Below are 17,427 nucleotides of genomic sequence, written 5' to 3'. Positions count from 1 at the left end.
AATAAAGGATTCAACACAAGGACATATTCTTATCCCACGATATTCACAATCTTTCCCGGTACTACTATGACTTTTTTGGGCGTACGGCCCTGCAATTGATGTTGGGTCTTTTCATGGGCCATCACCGATTTCTCAATATCTTCCTTTCCCATATCCAAAGGTAGTTCCAAGGTAAAGCGCATTTTCCCGTTAAAAGAGATGGGATATTCCTTACTACTCTCCACTAAATAGTGCTCTTCAAATTTTGGAAACGATGCATGGGAAATAGTTTCGGTATGGCCAAGTCCTTGCCAAAGCTCCTCTGCAATATGTGGCGCATAAGGCGATATCAAAATGGCCAGCGGTCCCAAGATTTTGCGGCTTGTACACTTTTGGGCCGAAAGCTCATTAACGCAGATCATAAAAGTAGAGACCGAGGTATTGAAACTGAAGTTCTCGATATCCTCTTCCACTTTTTTGATGGTTTTGTGCAAAGTCTTTAGATTTTCCTTTGAAGGTTCAATATCCGAAACCGAAAATGTAGCTTCGGCACCGGAATGGTATAGCCGCCATAACTTTTTTAGAAATGAATGCACTCCCGTAATCCCGGCAGTATTCCAAGGTTTGGATTGTTCCAAGGGGCCTAGGAACATTTCATATAGACGCAGGCTGTCCGCACCGTATTCCTCACAGATTTCATCAGGATTGACCACATTGTATTTCGACTTGGACATTTTTTCGACTTCACGTCCTACAATGTATTTACCCTCCTCCAAGATGAATTGTGCATCCGTGTACTCTAGTTGCCACTTTTTAAAAGCTTCGATATCCAATTCATCCGACGAATTAACCAAAGAGACATCGGCATGTATTGGAATTACTTTTTTATCTTTTACCAATCCCTTAGAAATTACATTACCCGTACCTTCCTCTCTAAAGACAAAAGCACTTGTTCCGGTAATCATTCCCTGATTGATGAGTTTCTTTGCGTATTCGTCCACGGGGACCAAACCCTTGTCGAACATAAACTTCTGCCAAAACCGCGAGTATAGTAAGTGCCCTGTGGCGTGTTCACTTCCCCCAATATAGAGATCCACATCTTGCCAATAGTTGATGGTTTCCTGAGAAAAAATCGCATCGCCATTAAGCGGATCCATATAACGGTTAAAGTACTGGGAGCTCCCGGCCCAGCCAGGCATGGTATTTAGTTCCAACGGAAATACGGTTTTGTGGTCAATTAAATTGTTCCCGACCACATTGTTGGTCTCAATGTTCCAGGCCCAATGGGTCGCGTTTCCCAATGGTGGCTCCCCAGTTTCCGTGGGAAGATATTTTTCTACTTCAGGCAATTCCAAAGGGAGGTATTTTTCTCCGATTGTTTGAGGAATCCCTTCTGTATCATAATAGACCGGAAAAGGTTCTCCCCAATACCGCTGACGGCTAAAAACGGCATCACGCAACCGATAATTCACTTTGCCTTTCCCCGCTCCGATTTTTTCAAGTTCCGCAATGATTTTCTTGGTCGCCTTGGTGTAGCTTAGTCCGTTGAGAAAATCCGAATTGGCAATAATGGTCTTTTCCTTATCGGCAAAGGCCTCTTCCGAAATATCCACATTTTCAAAAATATTGGGAATGGGGATACCAAAATGTTTTGCAAAATCATAATCGCGCTGATCCCCGCAAGGAACGGACATCACCGCCCCGGTTCCATAACCGGCCAGTACATAGTCCCCAATCCAAACAGGAATGGGTTCTTTAGTAAAAGGATGTTCGGCGAAGGCTCCCGTAAAAGCCCCAGTAATGGATTTAACATCTGCCATGCGATCTCGTTCGGAGCGTTTGGCCGTAGCCTCTACATAGGCTTCCACTTCAGCTTTTTGTGCCGAAGTGGTTATTTTGGATACCAATTCATGTTCAGGTGCCAGGGTCATAAAGCTCGTCCCAAAAATGGTATCAGGTCTGGTGGTAAAAACTTCTATACAATTTTCACCCTTCCCAGTTTCAGATTCAGGGTGTAAAGCGCTATCCAATGTTGAAGCTTGAACTTTGAATTTTACACTCGCACCTTCCGATCGCCCAATCCAATTGGTCTGCGAATCCTTAAGGGGCTGGGGCCAATCTATTTTTTTGAGTCCATCCAACAACCGTTGGGCATAGGCAGTGATGCGCATACTCCATTGCGTCATCTTTTTTCGGATAACGGGGTGACCCCCTCGTTCCGACACTCCGTTTACGATTTCATCGTTGGCCAGAACGGTTCCTAATGCTGGACACCAGTTAACCTCGGCATCCGCTAAATACGTTAGTCTATATTTGAGCAGTATTTCCTGTTTTTCCTTTGATGAAAAGGCCGCCCAATCCGATGCCGAAAATTCTGGCGTATCCTCGTCACAAGATGCGTTTACATTCGTGTTGCCGTCCTTTTCAAATGATGCTATCAAATCGACAATATCTTCAGCCTTATCCGCGTCGATATTGTACCATGAATTAAACAACTGGATAAAAATCCATTGCGTCCATTTGTAATACCTCGGGTCCGAAGTGCGTACTTCTCTGCTCCAATCAAAGGAGAAACCCAACTTGTCCAATTGCTCCCGATATCTCTTGATGTTGGTTTCTGTGGTTATCGCCGGATGTTGCCCGGTTTGGATGGCATACTGCTCCGCAGGCAATCCAAAGGAGTCATAGCCCATAGGATGTAAAACATTAAAACCTTTATGACGCTTATACCGTGCATAAATATCACTGGCGATATAACCTAAGGGATGACCAACATGCAATCCTGACCCCGAAGGATAAGGAAACATATCCAAAACATAGAATTTTTCTTTTTCAGAATCATTCTTGGCCTTAAAGGTCTTATGCTTCGCCCAATGTTCCTGCCATTTGGCCTCAATTCCCTTGAAATTGTATTTCATATTTCAGTTTTAGACCTGTCAGGTTATAGAAACCTAACAGGTCTGATGTGTATGGGCAAAAATAAGTTTATTCAATTTACTTTCCTATTTTTACACCATTGATAAATAGCTATGGGCAAATCCTTTGAACAGTACCAAAGACGTAAGCTGATCTCCTCTTATTTTTCCGTGGTATTGAGTATTGGTTTGGTATTATTTCTTTTAGGGGTTCTAGGACTTTTAGTGCTTAATACCAATAAAATGGCAAATCATTTTAAAGAACAAATTACTTTATCCGTATTCTTAAAGGATAACGCCAAGGAAGTAGAAATAGATCAACTGCAAAAGAGTTTGGCCATGGCGGAATACACCAAATCCGCCACCTATGTTACCAAGGAAGAGGCCGCGGAAAACCATAGCGAGGAAATTGGGGAAAATTTCTTGGACTTTTTAGGTTATAATCCACTCAAAAATTCCATTGATGTAAACCTCAACGCAGACTTTGTTTCGCCGCTTCAAATAGAAGAAATAGCGGCAGAACTTACCGCAAAAAATTATGTGGATGAAGTAAGTTACGACGAACCGTTGGTAGGTCTTTTAAGCGAAAATGTGAAAAGGGTCAGTTTCTGGATTTTAGTCGCCAGCGCTATTTTTACCTTTATAGCCGTTCTGCTCATTAATAGTTCCATACGATTGTCCATTTACTCCAAACGCTTTATTATCAAAACAATGCAAATGGTAGGGGCTACCAAAACCTTTATTCGGAGACCTTTTATATGGACCAATATAAAATTGGGAATGTTGGGTGCGCTATTGGCGCTCATGGTTTTGATTATAGCTTTGTTATACTTGGACAAAAACTTTCCAGAACTAGGACTTTTTAGGGATAGCTCCATGTTGATAGGACTCTTTGGTAGTGTTTTTGTCCTTGGAATTTTTATTTCGTTCATAAGCACCTATTTTGCAACACAGCGCTTTCTAAATCTTAAAACAGACGAATTATATTATTAAATTTGTATATGGGCAAAAATCAGAAGAGTAAAGCAGTACAACCACCAAAACCGGAATTTATATTTCAACGAAAAAACTACCTGTTCATGTTCATAGGGATAGCTTTCATTGCGCTAGGCTTCATTTTAATGAGTGGAGGAGGAAGCGATGACCCCAATGTTTTTAATGAGGATATCTATAATTTTAGACGAATTCGTTTGGCCCCCACCCTTGTGCTCATTGGACTAGGAATAGAAGTATACGCCATTTTGTTGAATCCGCATAAGAAGCGAAACTAATTTTGGACACACTTGATGCTATTATCCTAGGCATTATTCAAGGATTGACAGAATTTCTCCCGGTATCCTCCAGTGGCCACTTGGAATTGGGCAAGGCCATATTGGGGGACAACTCCATCCCGGAAGAAAGCCTTCTGTTTACCGTAGTGCTCCATTTCGCTACTGCTTTAAGCACCATTGTAGTCTTTAGAAAGGATGTCTGGGAAATTTTGGCCGGTCTTTTCAAATTTAAGTGGAACGAGGAAACCCAATTCTCGCTTAAAATAATCGTTTCCATGCTCCCTGCCACATTTGTTGGTCTTTTTTTTGAAGAAAAATTGGAGGCCTTTTTCGGAGGTGACATCCAATTTGTAGGCTTTATGTTGTTGATTACAGCTGTTTTGCTATATTTTGCCGACAAGGCCAAGGATACGAACAAAAAGGTAAATTTCCCAAAAGCCTTTATCGTAGGTCTTTCCCAGGCTGTTGCCATGCTTCCCGGAATTTCAAGAAGCGGTGCAACCATAGCCACTTCTGTACTGCTAGGAGTGGACAAAACCAAGGCCGCCCGGTTTTCTTTTTTAATGGTAGTTCCTTTAATTTTTGGCAAAATGGCCAAGGACGTTATGAGTGGGGAACTTAATTTCCAAAGCGAAAATATCATGGCCATGGGTGTAGGCTTTGTTGCAGCTTTCGTTGCAGGTTTGGCGGCATGCACCTGGATGATTCAATTGGTAAGGAATAGTAAACTCACCTATTTTGCAATCTATTGCCTAATTGTTGGTCTTTTGGCAATTGGGTACAGTTTTTGGGGTTGAATACATAAATTCTCATTGTTGTAAAGACTCCAAAGAAATCTTAAAATGGATATTCTTAGCAAAGAAGATTTTTTAAATGGGCAGCTTCTTTTAATTGATAAGCCCTTAGGGTGGTCGTCTTTCCAAGCGGTAAACAAAATCAAATGGGCCGTACGGAAAAAGTTCGACCTTAAAAAGATAAAGGTAGGGCATGCAGGTACGCTGGATCCTTTGGCGACAGGACTCTTGTTGATCTGTACCGGAAAATTCACCAAGAAAATTGAGAGCTTGCAAGGTCAAGAAAAAGAATATGTTGGAACTATCACCCTTGGTGCTACAACCCCATCCTATGATTTGGAAACTGAAATAGACCAGGTGTTCCCAATCGATCATATAACCAAGGAAGCAATCTATTTGACGGTGGATAAATTCACTGGTGAAATTGAGCAACGCCCACCTGTCTTTTCTGCCTTAAAAAAAGATGGAAAACGACTGTACGAATATGCAAGGAGCGGCAAGGAAATAAAAATTAACAAAAGAAAAGTCGTCATTTCCGAATTTGAGATTAGAGCTATGGATTTGCCAGTGTTGGAATTTCGAGTGGTCTGTAGCAAGGGTACATATATTCGCTCCTTGGCCCAAGATTTTGGTAAGGCGTTGAATTCCGGTGGATATTTATCAAGCTTAAGAAGAACCAAAATAGGGGATTACAACGTAAATAAAGCCGTTGACCCGGTTGTTTTTAGCGAAAAGCTTCTTGGAAACAATGGCTAAAAATAGGTTTTTTTGTAGGGGTTGGTATCCCCGTTCAACGAAAATTTAAAATATTTTAAAGAAATATCGGTTATAGCGTTATGGATCTAAACCGTCAACAATTATCCTTTATCATTACCTTTTTCACTATGGCCATCGTAGTGTTGGGGCTTTACAATATCCATTTGGGGCAACAGCAAGCGGAGGAATATGTGGTAGAAATGATACTGGATCAAGAGGTTTTGGAAGAGTTGATCAAGGAAGAAGAAAAAAAATTAGAGGAGCTGCAAGAAGCCGACCCTATAAAAAGTCACATGGCTTTTAACGAAAGTGAAAAACCCAGTTATGGGAACCCGGAACCTCTTAAAACGTTGGAGGAACTCATGGAGGAACAAAAAGCGACCACGGATACTGAAGACCCCTCGGATTTGCTATCGGATTCCGATTATGTGGAACGCGTAAAAGAACTGGCAAAAAAAAGAGAGGAACAAAAACAGTTATTAGGAGAGAAAGAGGCCCAAAAAAAAGAGTTTACTAACAATTTGGCTAAAAGAAGAACTTCTGTTTCCTATTCTTTGGTTGGACGCAACAATTATAAACTTCCACCACCAATTTACACTTGCATAGAAGGTGGAAAAGTAGTCATCAATATTAAAGTAGATGCACTAGGCAATGTTATTGAAGCTCACTTTAACGCAAAAAGTTCAGGTACTTCCAATGGGTGTTTGGTTGACAATGCTATTACTTATGCGTTAAAGGCAAAGTTCAACTCTTCTTCTAAAACGAATCAAAAAGGTACGATTACCTATTTATTTCAAGGGAAGGTTCGCTAGAATATCTTTTAAAGTAGTGACCCCTTTGTCCTTATTATACCACATCTGCAAATCCTGTTTGAACTCCGAGGTAAGTGCTCCAAATGTTTCCTTGAATTCCTGGACCATTTCTGTGGCCGTGCTGGGTCTTGGACCCCAATCGCCCAATACATTTCCGGTGGCATTCTCAATAATAATCAGTTTTGGGATTGAAAGGGTGCCGTGGGTCAAGAAATGGTTCATAAGCTCGAGATTTTCATCACGCAGTAAAATCTTTAGGGAGATATTGGGATTTAATTCCGATATCTTGTTCATAACAGGCAGCGTGGGGGCAGCATCACCACACCAGCTTTCGGTAAGCACCAGAAATGTAATTTCCTTTCCAATCTCCAAAATTTTAGTCGTACTTTCTTCATCTATCTTCACAGTTTTGTCAAAACGCTTCATGCGTTTATCGTTAAGTACGGTATAGTTAGCAAGGGCTTCAGTCTGCTTTGGCCCTGTGGATTTCCCTTCAGCTGCTAACTCACTTACTTTGGCCCGATATTCCTTATAAGAAATGGCCCTTGGTAAACTTTCCTGAATCAATTCCTGTGCGATTTTGTACATAACTGTTTCCATAAAAGCATTGTTTAATAGGACAAAATTACCAGTCTCATTATTTAGAAATAGTAACTTGGGTTACATTGGTAGATAAAAAGAAACAATACTTACAAACCCCAATTTTTTGCCTTTCAAAAGCATTAAAAAGCAAAAGGCCCCCGATTAATTGGAGAGCCTTTGTCCGTTATTACCTTCTTTTTCATAATGTTATGGTAGAAGAATACTCGGTCCCGAATCCAGGCCTGTTTCTTCCTCACATTCCAAGTAAATAATATCGTCCAATTCCAAGACCATTCCATAATACGGATTAAAATTCTCGGGCAAGTAAAAATAAGGGTCAAAATTTAAGTCCATGGATTCCTCATCTTCAATGTAAGCTATCGTATTTATATCCAAATCGGCATTAAGTAGAGAGGTATCAACTATTTGTCCGTTTATTCCGATTGCCCAAAACAAACTAGCTGTTAATGCTAGTGACAATTTTTTATAGTTATTCTTGATCATAGTCTATTATAAATTATTGTATATAAAGTTTTATTGAGATGGTTTTAAGTAGATTTCGTAAGGTCTATCCAAGAAGTTCCCTAGCCCTTATGCTTTTTGAAACATCGGCAAAGAGTTTTGCGATGCTTTCGGAAAATGCTTTATCGTCGGTTCTGGACAACGCGGCTATAGTACTGCCGTCTTTCATTTTTAAAATGCTTACCACCTGAACCTCCGTTCCGCGGAACTTTAATAATTCCTTTAAGTCCGATAACTTATGCCTGTCAAAATGTAAGGACGCGTAAATGAACTCATAGTACAAGTTAGAGGGCCTACCTAACTTAAATAGCATTCCAGGCCTAATCGGAATTTCTTCACTATCAACGTTGGTTCTTATTCGATCGTTCTTATCGTATTCGGGAAAGGGTAGTATTATTTCCTTTTTCATTCATCCGGTTTTTAAATGGTCGTAGGTTACCGATTCATGTTGAAAACCTTTTCTGGGATCTTATTTTACTTACTTTAATAATACTACAAAGGTAAACATCCATACCTTTTTTTGAAAGCAATACTTAGTTAAACACAAGTTAAACTTTCAATATATAATAGTAATACTATTAATTTGGATTTATATTTACCCTTCAAAGTCAAAAAAGCATTTTATTTGCTATTACAGGTTTTCCGGATTCAAAGCAAGGCTGTTGAATAATTTTGCCTTGGCCGTGAAGTATTTGTTTTGTACTTCGTTCTGTTTCAATTCAGCATCGATAAGACTGCTTTCACGGGAATTGATAAGGAATAAAGAACTCTCCCCAAAACTAAATTTACGTTCCTCCGCTGTTAACAAGGTTTGATAATCATTGACGATATCATCTATTAATACGTTTTGCGAATCAAAGGATTCCAATTCCCGATAAATACCCAGTATCTTGTTCTGTATCTGTACTTCAGCATTATCCCGCTCAAATTCAGCATCCTGTAGTTTAAATTTTGCCAATTTTAGATCTCCGCGTTCCTTTCTTAAAAACAATGGAAGCCTAAAGGTTACACCCCCTTTGTACTCTTCTGGTTCAAAGGAGTTGATAAGCTCGGGGGTTTCGGTCAAAAAATTATACTCCAAATCAATTTGGGGTAATAGCCTGTTGGTTTTCAATCGCTTATCTACTCTTAAGCCGTCAATTTTAAAATCCAAAGATTTCAATTTGGGATGGTTCTGCAAGGTAAAACTATCCAGAGGCTTGCCCAGAATCTCCAAAGTAACATCAATATCCTCCTCAACATAGATATCCGGGATTACATTGGGTTGTATCTCTACCGGAATATTATCGTTTAACCATAAAAAGTTGGATAGGTCCAATGCCGCTTTTATCATCCTAACTTTGGCTTGTTCTAGGCCCAGGGCCCTATTTTGAACGGCAATCTTTGCTTCAACAGTATCTATTGACGCAATATCGCCGGCCAAGGCACTTTTTCTAATACCTTCAAACCGTATTTGGGCATTGGTCAAAAAGTTTCGAAATATTTCAGTGTCCTTGTAGGCTTGCAACCAATCAAAATAGGCCAAGGAGGCCTCAAACAAAATCTGGTTCACCAAAAGATCCCGATCTGCCCTTGTCTGCTCCCTAAAGAATTTGGCTTGCTTAAGCGTGGCCATGCGCTCATTTATCCAAGAACCTCTTCCCAAGGAAACGGATACCCCGGCACTATAAAGTCCGTCGGTCGGTACGGACAAAGAGGGATCTAGAAACTCACCATCGTTCTGCTCAAAATTTCCTTTGAGTTCTATCCCGTACCAGGTAGGGATTTTGAAAGTCGCATTAAGCTCATCGTAATATTCAATCCCCTTGAACTCCTTTCGGTCATAGTCAACCTCAATTTTTGGATCAAAACCGCCTCGGGCCTTCATGAGGTTGGCTTGTCCAATATCTATGTTCAACTCTGCCTGTTTGGCCACGGGATGATACTTTTTGACATACCCTAAGTACTCCCTGAAATTAAGCACCAAGGTATCCACATCCTGACCATACAGAGCCGAAGTCATAAACATGACGATAAGAAAAAAAATATGCCTCCCCATATCTATTTTTTATCGGCATTAACCATTTTATCACTTTCCGGCTGATAGTAATTTGGGGGGAATCCGTTGAGCTGCCGCCATAACTCAAACCAGATAGGTACATCTTCCAGAAGTGCAATGGTATTGGCTCCGGAACCTACCCTCAAATCTTTTGGCCACGGGTGATCCTCGACATCGGGTGCCAAAAGAACGCGATATTTACCGTTGTCACTGATAAACGTTTCAATGGCCACTACAACTCCGCCATAGGTTCCATACGAAAGATTGGGCCATCCACTGAAGATAATTACGGGCCAACCATCAAACTGTATCCGAACTTTCTCGCCTAAATGCATCAAGGGCAGGTCAATTGGCCTAACGAAGGTTTCTACGGCCATTTCATAGTCTGCGGGCATAATACCAACTAACTGATCACCTTCCTTAAAGGTTTCGCCAATCCCGGATTGTATGGCCTTATTTATGAAGCCGGTTTGGGGTGCGCGAATATAATAGAGATCGTTGCGTATCTCATAGTTGGTAAATTCATTCTCCAGTTTGGTGACTTGTGCTTCGGAATCAAACTGGTTTGATTGGGCGGTGAACTTATCGCTCTGTGCCTTGGCAATTTTATCGGCATATTCTGCCCTGACCCGGGTAATCTCCACTTCCGCATTAATTACTTCGTTCTTACTGGCCAACAATTTATTTTCTTGGGAAATTAGCTTGGCCTGAGTCTCTTGTTGTTTCAGACGCTTTTCCTCCACATCGGTAACTGCCTTTAATCCCTCGCTCTCCAATTGTGAGGTACGGTCAAATTGACGATTTGCTATGGTAATATTGGTTTTTGCGGCCTCAAGGTCAATACTATCGCTTTGTACTTTTAGCTTTGCTTGCAACAACTTGTTCCTGGCTTGTTCCAATTTTAACTTGAGTTCCTTTTCAAGTGCCGCAATTTGGTTATCCAGGGCCTTTACCTTCTCTTGATATGAGAGCACCGACATAGACTTGGCCTTTATTTGCTGTCCTGTTCTTTCGACTAGCATTGGGTCAAAATATTCGTTCTTGATTTCGGAAATGTGCAGTATGGTATCTCCTTTTTGAACAAAATCACCTTCCTTTACGAACCATCTCTCAATTCTACCTGGAATAGGGGATTGAATGGTCTGAGGCCTTTGATCCGGGGTCAACGTGGTAAGATAGCCATCGCCCGTGACGTTCTGGGTCCAAGGTAAAAACAAGATGACTATAAAAGCTCCCGCAAATCCCGTTAGGAACCTATTAAAGTGCTTGTAGTGCCTTTTATGGAAAACTTTTTCCGTGGATTTGTATCCCTTTAAATCCACGTTCTTGTTTACGCTGTTTCTTGAGATATTCAACATAGAATCTATTTTTCGCTAGTTATTTTACCTTTTTCCAAAGTGAGTATCCGACCACATCGATCAATCCATTTCGGGTTTTGACTCACCACCATTAAAGCCCAAGGACTATCTTTATCAGTGAGAAAATCCATAATACGTGTAGCTTCCTTTTCATCAAATTGATCCAAGGGATCTTTAAGAATAATCAATTCAGGTTTCCTTACAATGCTCCGTGCCAAAACTATTTTTTTGGAAATAGTATAGGATATCTGTTTCCCCTCCGGATAAATAATGGTTTTTAGTCCATTAGGCTGTTCTTTTACAAATTGGGTTAGTCCGGCCTTTTCCAAAGCCCAGTAAATATCCTCCATAGGAACGCCATCATCCCCAAATGTAATGTTCTCCAGGATAGTACCTTCAAATGGTGATTCCTCCGTTAGCGACTGGCCTAGATGAGCCCGATAATAGTTGAGATTAAGCCCCCTCAACGAAACATCATTAATAAAGATATCGCCTTCGTCCGGGTCAATGATACCTGCAATTAGCCTTAACAGGGTTGCTTTGCCAGAACCATTGGGCCCTTGCAACAGAATCGTACAGTTTGGTGTTATAGTGAGGGAAACATCATCTATTATCTTTCTATTGGTTCCCGGAACATTATAGGTCACCTTGTCCAATTCTACAGTAAACCCTTCGTGTTCCTTAAACGGTTCCTCGCCTTTCTGGGGCTCCAACTCTTTATCTACCACCTGACCTAATTTTTCCAAGGAAGTTAGGACATCGTAAAAAGATTCCAGACCTAAGATGAGTTTCTCTACGGATGCTATGACCAATAGGATTATGATTTCTGCGGCCACAAACTGTCCAATATTCATTTCTTGGTTCAATACCAGTAGCCCGCCTATTAAAAGTAGTCCGGCAGTCACTAGTACCTTAAACCCGATCATCTGAATAAATTGGAGTACCAATATCCTAAAATGGCTTTCCCGTGCTTCAAGATAACCATCTACCAGGTCATCACTTTTTCTTAGGGCATGATTGGTTCTGCCGGATAGTTTAAAGCTAATGATGGAACGTGCTACTTCCTGTATCCAATGGGCCACTTTGTACTTATTTTTGGATTCATCCAAACTGGTTTCCAATCCTTTCTGTATCGTAAACTTGAATACGATATAAATAAGTACTATTAAGAGTATGCCATATATAATAAAAAAAGGGTGGTAAAAAGAAAGCAGCAACAACCCAAAAACAATCTGGAGCAAGGCCGTTGGAAAATCTACCAAAAGCTTGGACAAACCTTTTTGAATATTTAGGGTATCAAAAAAACGGTTCGCCAATTCAGGGGGGTAAAAATTCCTGAGCTCGCTCATTCTTATTTTGGGAAATCTATAGGTAAATTCAAAGGAGGCCCTAGTAAAGATTTTTTGCTGGATATTCTCAATAATCCTTATCTGCATCAACTGTAATACCCCCCCGAAGGCGACCCCCAAAGTAACCAGTATTACCAATATGACCCAAGAAGTACTTACTTGGGCTCCCTGAATAAGGTTAATAATAGCTTGGATACCTAAAGGCAAGGAAAGTGTTACCAGCCCGGCAAAAATGGCATAATAGAAAATTTGGAGTACATCTTTTTTATCTAGTTGAAGCAGCCCTACCATACGCTGCCATGCCGTCAATATTTTTTTTGCCATGTATTAAGATTTTAGGGATTTGAACACTAGGTCAATGAAATATTCGGTTGGGGATATATTTTCATTGCAATCCGTTAAGGAAGAAAAGTGTTCTTTTAAGAAATGTTGGTGTAAGGACCCTTCTATAATGGTGCTTGAAAGACTGGACGGGTAAGGATAACTGGAATCCAAGGCTTTGATCATATTACTAATACGATTTATTAACCTCTTGTAAATCACAAAATATCCTTCCTTATTTTCGGTGTCAACTTCTTTGGTCAAATAGGATTTGGAATATTCATTGATTACGATTTTGTTCAGTAAAACTTCATTAATATGCGAAAAAGCCGAATCTTCCTTGGTTTCACGGGTCATGATTTCAATGGCTTTGGTAAGCTTATCCTTGGCATCCGGAATGCTATTAGTGGAAAATACCAGTTGATATTCCAACCAACCCCAATACCAAGAAGTAAGATACAATAGAAGCTTATGCTTATTTTCAAAGTATCTATAAATGGAGCTTTCATTGGATTTAATCTTGGTGCCCAGTTTTCTGAACGTAAAACTTTCAAACCCCATTTGGTGTATCATAATAATACTCTCTTCCACTATTCTTTTCCCCAAATCGGAAGATTCGGGATCCTTGATGAATATTTTTTCATTGATTCCAATTTTCAACGATTGCAGTAGTTGCTCCATAATTGTCCTTCTTTGATATTACCGGACAAATATAATAGTAATACTATCATATAATAATAGTTTAACAACTATTTAACGAAAGGAACACTGTCTATATATAGAAGTATTGCTATATTTGTAATTATGCGGGTTCAAAATTGATAATATCGCAATGAAAATGAAGCTAAATACACTCTTTATAGGAATTATCGCCCCATTTTTTTGGGGGAGCGCACAACAAACAGGTTTATTTGTCTTGGACGATTATCAAAAAATTGAAACCTCGTATGCGTCCACCACACATGAAATACAACTTCCTGCAGAGGAAGTTATGGCCATAATGGGCGGTTTGAACGATTGGGACGGGATGAATAATTATTTCAACATATTTGGAAGTAAATTGATTGTGGAACGTATGGACGTAAATAGTGATGGCTCTAAGCAACTTACCCTAAGAAGGGAGGATGGTAGGGACTTTTATAATTTATTCCAGACCATCACTGCTAAATTAATACCTATTTCGGTGGAAAACAGTTCAGCTGGCCCTAACTCCCAAATACAGAATATGCAATAACCTAAATTCAATATGATATGAAAACAGTAGTATTCTCTCTGGTATTTGTTCTTGCAGGTTTTACGGCCCTGGCACAGGACACTAGCGATTTGATTGCAGTTGGTGATGTCATGAGCATTAACGTTCCGGAAAACGGAAGTTTTGCGCACGTTCATTTCCCTCGGAAAAACCTTATCATCAAAAGAGGTGGTATAGCGGATATGAAAAGAGTCCATGGCAATAAGGTGGTGGTCACGGGTATTAAGACAATTAGTAATGGAAATACCGTGGTCACTTTAAAACGTAAAGACGGCAGAAAGTTTTTCAAATTTCTTCCATCTGTAAAAGCCGATCTGGAAAATGCACTGGCCAAGGGTGAATTGAAAATGCCCAATTCCTCTAATGAGGATGAAATTGCCAGAAGATAAAACACATTTAATTTTGTTCTCTCAGAGCACCGGCCCATTCACAATCGTATTCGCTAGACGGTTCTGGTCCCAAGGCCGGTGCTTCTATTTAAAAAGCTTTCAAAAATCTTAATGATTTTCAGGCATATTCTTCAAAACTTCTATTTAGTCTTACGCTTAAGAAAAACACCGCTGCTACGTCATAATGGACTGAAGAAGAACTACTCCAAAGATGTCCCAAATCCTGATTGTCGGGATATGCAACCACTAATAATCACCAAACCAATTGAATTTCTCATCAATAATTTTGGTTTTGGCCTTTTCAATATGTTCCAAAAAAGCCTTTGCCGCGGGCGAAAGATTTTTAGAACTTAACCAAACTAAGTTCCATGTCGTTATTATGGGCAACCCTTTCACCGGAATAATTTGAAGGTCTCCATTGTTTAGTTCGTTCTTAATTCCTATTAACGGCATTATGGAGCTTCCCAGGCCAGCAAGTACGGCTTGTTTTACCGCTTCGTTGGAGGTAAGTTCCATCTTCTTGCGTATGGAAAATCGATTCCGGGTTATGAAATTTTCCATAGCTCCCCGAGTCGCCGAACCCTGTTCCCTAAATATCAAGGGGAGCTCCTCAAAAAGTTTCTTTCCATCATTAATATTTTTTAGCGACATTGCAGATGGCCCAACAAAAAAGAGTTTGTTCTCCATAAGTTCCACGCGATTTATTTTCATTTTTTTGGGGAGAACAGATACCAAGGCAAAATCTACCTCGTTTTGTGCCAAACTTTCGACCACTTTAGTTTTGTTCGTTACATCCATAATCAGATCAATTCCTGGATGTTCCTTCATAAATTCGGAAAGAAAATAAGGAATAACATATTTGCCGGTAGACACTACCGAAATTTTCATCCGACCGGCCAGTTGTCCTTCGTGGAACAAGGTCTTATAATTTATAGCATATACTTCGTTAAGAATTTTTTCCGCAGCCTCTGCTATTTCCTTTCCGAAATCCGTGATGAACAATTTACGCCCAACCACCTCTGTAAGGGGAATGGAGAACTGATCCTGAAAGTTCTTAAGTTGAATGGAAACCGCAGGTTGCGTAAGATGAAGTTCCTCTGAAGCTTTTGTAATACTCTGTGTTTCAGATATTTTAAGAAATATTTTTAGTTGATGCAATGTATAATTCATAATAATTTTTAATATAATTCATAATAAATATAAATATTAATTTATTAATAATGGTGTTATTTTTGCTGCCAATAAATAATATTCAAATAATCGAAATTTCGAAATCCTTAGAAAACGTATGGACAAAATTACAGTAGCAAAAGGTGATGGCATTGGGCCGGAAATCATGGACGCAACCTTGGATATACTCCTAAACGCAGGTGCCCAATTGGAGATAGATGAAATTGAAATTGGTGAACAAGTGTATCTCGCCGGCAATACCGCGGGCATAGCTCCAGAATCTTGGGAAAGTATCCGTAGGAACAAAGTTTTCCTAAAAGCGCCCATAACCACGCCACAGGGTGGAGGTTATAAGAGTCTAAATGTTACTACAAGGAAGTCTTTGGGACTATATGCCAATGTACGTCCATGCAAAAGTCTGCATCCCTTTATAAGTACCAAGCATCCGGATATGGATGTGGTCATTATTCGAGAGAATGAAGAAGACCTTTATGCCGGTATAGAACATCAACAAACGGACGAGGTAGTTCAATGCCTAAAGCTGATAAGTCGCCCAGGATGCGAAAAAATAGTTCGTTATGCTTTTGAATTCGCGAAAAAGTACCATAGGAAAAAGGTTACTTGTTTTACCAAAGACAATATCATGAAGCAAACAGACGGTCTTTTTCATAAAGTGTTTGATGAAATTGCCGTTGAATATCCAGAAATAGAGAACGAACATTGGATCGTAGATATAGGTGCCGCCAAGATGGCCGATACTCCGGAGTTATTCGATGTAATCGTTATGCCCAATCTCTACGGGGATGTCCTCTCCGATGTTGCTGCCCAGATAACCGGTTCCGTAGGTTTGGCCGGCTCGGCGAATATAGGGGAAGAATGTGCCATGTTCGAGGCCATCCATGGTTCTGCACCACGAAGGGCCGGTCAAAACCTGGCCAATCCATCCGGATTGTTACAGGGAGCTATTATGATGTTGAATCACCTGGGACAGACCGAGATAGCCGAGAAAGTCCAAAATGCCTGGCTTCGTACCATGGAAGAAGGCATTCATACCTATGACATATACAAGGAAGGGATAAGTACACAAAAGGTAGGCACCAAGGAATTTGCGGAGGCGGTCATCACCAATTTAGGCAAAACTCCAGAGACCCTGGCCAAGGTAAGCTATGAAAAAGGCGCACCGTTGAATCTCCCTAAATATGAGCGAAAGCCTCTAGCAGATAAGGTATTGGTAGGTGTAGATCTCTTCGTACATTGGCCTGGTTTTGATGCCAACGAGATTGGGCAAATATTGCAGAAGCTAAATAGCGAAAAGGCAAAATTGACCATGATTACCAATAGGGGTATTAAAGTATGGCCTAAGGGTTTCAAGGAGACTTTTTGTACCGACCACTGGCGGTGCAGATTTTCTGCAGAGTTAGCCCAGATGGAAAAAGATGAAATAGTTCGACTTATGGCCGATGCCGTGAAGCACAATATTGATGTCATCAAAACCGAAAATCTTTATCAATTTGATGGAAAGCAAGCTTTTTCGTTGGGTCAAGGGCAATAAGAGAAAAGCAGGTAAACCTCATCCCCGGGAAGAACAACGAGTTCCCCCGGGGGGTGAGGGTACCATAAAATTGGTACAAGGCGTCTTCTCACCCGCAGAAGCGGCTGACGTACTCTTGTCACTAATCAACGATAAAATCAAATTTCATACGGTACAAGTGCTCAATCTGCAAAAAGGTTATCAAGAAGATACCTCGCATTCCGAACAGCGTATCAAAGAATTAAAAGAAGCAAAAAATATGGTCAAAAACCTTGTTGTAAAGGCACAGCTAGAGGGCATGCAACTTGAAATAAATAGCGTCATAAAAATCAAGCTTACGCAGTTACATCCTTAAAACCTATATTTAGGCCATAACCAACAACCAACT

The 17,427-nt window shown here is 40.3% G+C and carries 18 protein-coding genes; 9 read left to right on the top strand and 9 right to left on the bottom strand.

From position 1 onward, the window contains the following. Positions 1–29: 29 nt before the first annotated feature. Positions 30–2,897 carry a leucine--tRNA ligase gene (gene leuS, locus D7Z94_RS04960; protein WP_120710397.1) on the bottom strand — a complete coding sequence of 956 codons (2,868 nt, stop codon included), beginning with the start codon at positions 2,895–2,897 and terminating at the stop codon, positions 30–32. A 111-nt stretch (positions 2,898–3,008) separates the two neighbouring features. On the opposite strand from leuS, the gene D7Z94_RS04955 reads away from it, so the two are divergent. The 5 genes from D7Z94_RS04955 to D7Z94_RS04935 all read left to right on the top strand — a co-directional run bounded on the left by D7Z94_RS04955 (position 3,009) and on the right by D7Z94_RS04935 (position 6,527). Beyond that, a complete protein-coding gene (locus tag D7Z94_RS04955) occupies positions 3,009–3,887 on the top strand; it encodes a cell division protein FtsX (protein ID WP_120710396.1) in 879 nt (292 codons plus the stop codon). Positions 3,888–3,895: 8 nt separating this feature from the next. Further along, positions 3,896–4,165, top strand: coding sequence for a DUF3098 domain-containing protein (locus tag D7Z94_RS04950; RefSeq protein WP_120710395.1), 270 nt, complete (start codon positions 3,896–3,898; stop codon positions 4,163–4,165). Between the two features lie 2 nt (positions 4,166–4,167). Then, positions 4,168–4,962, top strand: a complete 795-nt coding sequence (locus D7Z94_RS04945) for an undecaprenyl-diphosphate phosphatase (RefSeq protein WP_120710394.1) — start codon at positions 4,168–4,170, stop codon at positions 4,960–4,962. Positions 4,963–5,007: 45 nt separating this feature from the next. Next, a complete protein-coding gene (gene truB, locus D7Z94_RS04940) occupies positions 5,008–5,715 on the top strand; it encodes a tRNA pseudouridine(55) synthase TruB (protein WP_120710393.1) in 708 nt (235 codons plus the stop codon). Positions 5,716–5,795: 80 nt separating this feature from the next. Continuing rightward, positions 5,796–6,527, top strand: a complete 732-nt coding sequence (locus D7Z94_RS04935) for a hypothetical protein (RefSeq protein WP_120710392.1) — start codon at positions 5,796–5,798, stop codon at positions 6,525–6,527. Here the strand turns inward: D7Z94_RS04935 and D7Z94_RS04930 are convergent. The 7 genes from D7Z94_RS04930 to D7Z94_RS04900 all read right to left on the bottom strand — a co-directional run bounded on the left by D7Z94_RS04930 (position 6,504) and on the right by D7Z94_RS04900 (position 13,378). Beyond that, on the bottom strand, positions 6,504–7,127 hold the full coding sequence (locus D7Z94_RS04930) for a thioredoxin family protein (RefSeq protein WP_120710391.1): 624 nt from the start codon (positions 7,125–7,127) through the stop codon (positions 6,504–6,506). The two genes, D7Z94_RS04935 and D7Z94_RS04930, sit on opposite strands and share 24 nt — an antisense overlap. A gap of 189 nt (positions 7,128–7,316) precedes the next feature. Next, positions 7,317–7,589, bottom strand: a complete 273-nt coding sequence (locus D7Z94_RS04925; RefSeq protein ID WP_147415827.1) for a hypothetical protein — start codon at positions 7,587–7,589, stop codon at positions 7,317–7,319. Between the two features lie 88 nt (positions 7,590–7,677). Then, positions 7,678–8,040 carry a hypothetical protein gene (locus D7Z94_RS04920; protein ID WP_120710389.1) on the bottom strand — a complete coding sequence of 121 codons (363 nt, stop codon included), beginning with the start codon at positions 8,038–8,040 and terminating at the stop codon, positions 7,678–7,680. A 222-nt stretch (positions 8,041–8,262) separates the two neighbouring features. Then, entirely contained in the window at positions 8,263–9,669 is a 1,407-nt protein-coding gene (locus D7Z94_RS04915; RefSeq protein ID WP_120710388.1) for a TolC family protein, read from the bottom strand. Between the two features lie 2 nt (positions 9,670–9,671). After that, positions 9,672–11,027 (bottom strand): HlyD family secretion protein, encoded by a 1,356-nt coding sequence (locus D7Z94_RS04910; protein WP_120710387.1) that lies wholly within the window; start codon positions 11,025–11,027, stop codon positions 9,672–9,674. Positions 11,028–11,032: 5 nt separating this feature from the next. Next, positions 11,033–12,700, bottom strand: a complete 1,668-nt coding sequence (locus D7Z94_RS04905; protein ID WP_120710386.1) for a peptidase domain-containing ABC transporter — start codon at positions 12,698–12,700, stop codon at positions 11,033–11,035. Positions 12,701–12,703: 3 nt separating this feature from the next. Further along, positions 12,704–13,378: a TetR/AcrR family transcriptional regulator gene (locus tag D7Z94_RS04900; protein WP_120710385.1), complete on the bottom strand. Its 675-nt coding sequence runs from the start codon at positions 13,376–13,378 to the stop codon at positions 12,704–12,706. 157 nt (positions 13,379–13,535) lie between these two features. On the opposite strand from D7Z94_RS04900, the gene D7Z94_RS04895 reads away from it, so the two are divergent. Both D7Z94_RS04895 and D7Z94_RS04890 read left to right on the top strand, forming a co-directional pair. Further along, positions 13,536–13,931: a hypothetical protein gene (locus D7Z94_RS04895; protein WP_147415826.1), complete on the top strand. Its 396-nt coding sequence runs from the start codon at positions 13,536–13,538 to the stop codon at positions 13,929–13,931. Positions 13,932–13,948: 17 nt separating this feature from the next. Continuing rightward, complete coding sequence (locus D7Z94_RS04890; protein ID WP_120710383.1) at positions 13,949–14,338, top strand: hypothetical protein; 390 nt, start codon at positions 13,949–13,951, stop codon at positions 14,336–14,338. Between the two features lie 246 nt (positions 14,339–14,584). On the opposite strand, the gene D7Z94_RS04885 is transcribed toward D7Z94_RS04890, so the two are convergent. Beyond that, positions 14,585–15,508 carry a LysR family transcriptional regulator gene (locus D7Z94_RS04885; RefSeq protein ID WP_120710382.1) on the bottom strand — a complete coding sequence of 308 codons (924 nt, stop codon included), beginning with the start codon at positions 15,506–15,508 and terminating at the stop codon, positions 14,585–14,587. 118 nt (positions 15,509–15,626) lie between these two features. Here D7Z94_RS04885 and D7Z94_RS04880 point away from each other — a divergent pair, with 118 nt between their 5' ends. Together D7Z94_RS04880 and D7Z94_RS04875 are read left to right on the top strand one after the other, a co-directional pair. Continuing rightward, positions 15,627–17,060, top strand: a complete 1,434-nt coding sequence (locus D7Z94_RS04880; protein ID WP_120710381.1) for an NADP-dependent isocitrate dehydrogenase — start codon at positions 15,627–15,629, stop codon at positions 17,058–17,060. Then, positions 17,023–17,394 carry a hypothetical protein gene (locus D7Z94_RS04875; protein ID WP_120710380.1) on the top strand — a complete coding sequence of 124 codons (372 nt, stop codon included), beginning with the start codon at positions 17,023–17,025 and terminating at the stop codon, positions 17,392–17,394. The genes D7Z94_RS04880 and D7Z94_RS04875 overlap by 38 nt, the downstream gene beginning before the upstream one ends. Positions 17,395–17,427 lie beyond the last annotated feature (33 nt).

This window comes from Ulvibacterium marinum (assembly GCF_003626755.1).
GTDB lineage: Bacteria > Bacteroidota > Bacteroidia > Flavobacteriales > Flavobacteriaceae > Ulvibacterium > Ulvibacterium marinum.
Note: the sequence above shows the minus strand (reverse complement) of the source record. Positions and strands in the feature narration are given on the sequence as shown.